The 2,005-nt window shown below is 62.9% G+C and carries 2 protein-coding genes; both read right to left on the bottom strand.

From position 1 onward, the window contains the following. Window positions 1–1,209 (bottom strand): PE family protein (locus AC2VOP_RS00575; RefSeq protein WP_486959158.1); only part of this gene is annotated, 1,209 nt, incomplete at its 3' end. Window positions 1,210–1,371: 162 nt separating this feature from the next. Next, window positions 1,372–1,584, bottom strand: coding sequence for a hypothetical protein (locus AC2VOP_RS00570; RefSeq protein WP_486959157.1), 213 nt, complete (start codon window positions 1,582–1,584; stop codon window positions 1,372–1,374). Between the last annotated feature and the right edge of the window lie 421 nt (window positions 1,585–2,005).

Below are 2,005 nucleotides of genomic sequence, written 5' to 3'. Positions count from 1 at the left end.
CGACGGCAGCAATCCAAGGTCGACGAGCGCCGCGGTCGGGCCCTGGATCGCTCCGTGCGCCAACGCCGGCAGGATCGCGCCCGGGTTCGGTATCTCGAACAGAGATGCTGGTGTCGGGAGGTTGGCGTACTCCCCCGATCCGTACCCCATATCGACGATCACGCGCAGGTCAGGCTGTAGCAGGTCAGCGATCGCGTTGCCGTACGGCGACGGCAGCCAGCGAAGCGGTTGAACGAGAGGTAAGTTCTGCGTGAGCGCCATCAAGTACTGCGTATTTCCGGAGTAGCCGGGTGATGTCGGTAGGACCAACGCATTTGCCACAGAGAGAGGCGAGAGCCCCGAATAATCGTGATTTCCCAATGCGATGCCAGCTAGTGCGTTGGCGTCCGACACCAGGTTCAGAGGGTACTGCGGGAAGTCGGCAACTCCGTCGTACTGGTTGGTGAAGATCCATGTTGAGTAGGGCGAGTTCGGTGGCGTCGCACCGTTCAGTGGGATCCCCAAACCGGGGATGTAGCCGCCGGTGAATCGCTCGGCGAGACCGCCGACGGGGTTGTTCGGATTCCCCGCGAGGATGAATGACAGCTGGTGAGTGTACGGAGCGCCGGCCGCCATCAGCGATCTGATCTCCTCGGTGGCGATCATCGCCGACTGCGAGTGGCCGAACACCACGGCGTGCTGTCCCGTGCTGAGTGGAGCCGCAAGCGCCGATTGGAGATCGGCGAGACCAATCGCGATCGACCGATCAAGCGGCATCGACCCGAACAGCGGTGTCAGTTGCTCGGGCGTAGAGAGCCCGACTGGCGTAGCCCCAGGAAAGTAGGGCTGGATGAACATTCGATCCACTTCGGCGAGATATGCCGGTGTGGGATTCGGCAGCGCGGTTCCGCCCATGATGAATGCGATCTGGTTCGAACCACCCATCGCTGCGGCCGACGTCAGTTCGGTCTGCTGGTACGTGTCGCCGGCGGCGGAGAGCGCCCGAATGAACTGCTGATGTCGCTCACCTGCTGTCTGTGCGAGTTGCTGGTACCACTGCCCGTGTGCGTTGAACAGTGCAGTGAGCTCGGCGCTGACTTCGTCAGCCGCTGAAGGCAGCAGCTGTGTCGTATTCAAAGCTGCCAGATCGGCCGCAGCGCGGAGATTACCGCGCAGCGCGGTGAGAGTTTCCGCTGCGGCTTCAAGCTCGGCGGGGTCGACAGTGGTCATGCCCGGACTCGTTTCGGCTCTTCTGCCATAGTCGTGGGTCCGTGACCAGGGTTTTTTTGCTCCAACGCCGTGTTCTGCTTACGTTTTGGACTGTTAATCGGGTTCAAGACGGAAGGGATGTACGGCGTTGGGCAAATCCAGGGTATTCGCGAGGATCCTCGGTCAGGCTGCATCTCCTACATGAAACGCCGCTACGGTCTCGACCGCACCCTGCTCGACGGACTCACCGGCGCGCGAACCTCGTGCGGGTTCGGCGTGCTCACCCACAACAGCGTCAAGATCGCCCACCTGATTCAAGCCCACCACGCCGGCGCCGCCGGTCACCTCAACGACTGGGCCGTCCGCCCAACCGGCGCCGCGGCATCCCCGGCTCACCGGCACGGTTCTGGCCCCGCAGCGACAGGACCACCGAGCCGGCCGCAGCTCGACCTCGATACCGAGTATCCACCCGATTTCCCGCTCTCCCAGTCGATATCGGTATTCCCAGACCGGATCCTCCCACACGGGAGGGCCCCGGACAGTAGCCGGAACGACTCAGAGAGCGGGAAGCCGAGACATAGTGCGACCGCGCTTTGACCCGCACTCCAGGCCGGCGCGAGCTTATTTCGGGGCGAAGTAACCACGAAGTGTTGCAACCACGCCCCTGAACCCAAGCGGAATTCCGCCACCGGAATCGCTTTCACGCTCGGCTATCATCGCTTCGATGACCGCACGCTTCGAGGAATTGGGCTGGCAGCAGACTCCGATGGGTGTGATCAGCTTGCGGCGCCGATTCGACCTGACGGTGCGTGCCGAC

The sequence above is a fragment of the Mycobacterium sp. TH-M106 genome (assembly GCF_057473765.1).
The sequence above is the reverse complement of the archived record's forward strand: the minus strand, read 5'-3'. Positions and strand labels throughout refer to the sequence as shown.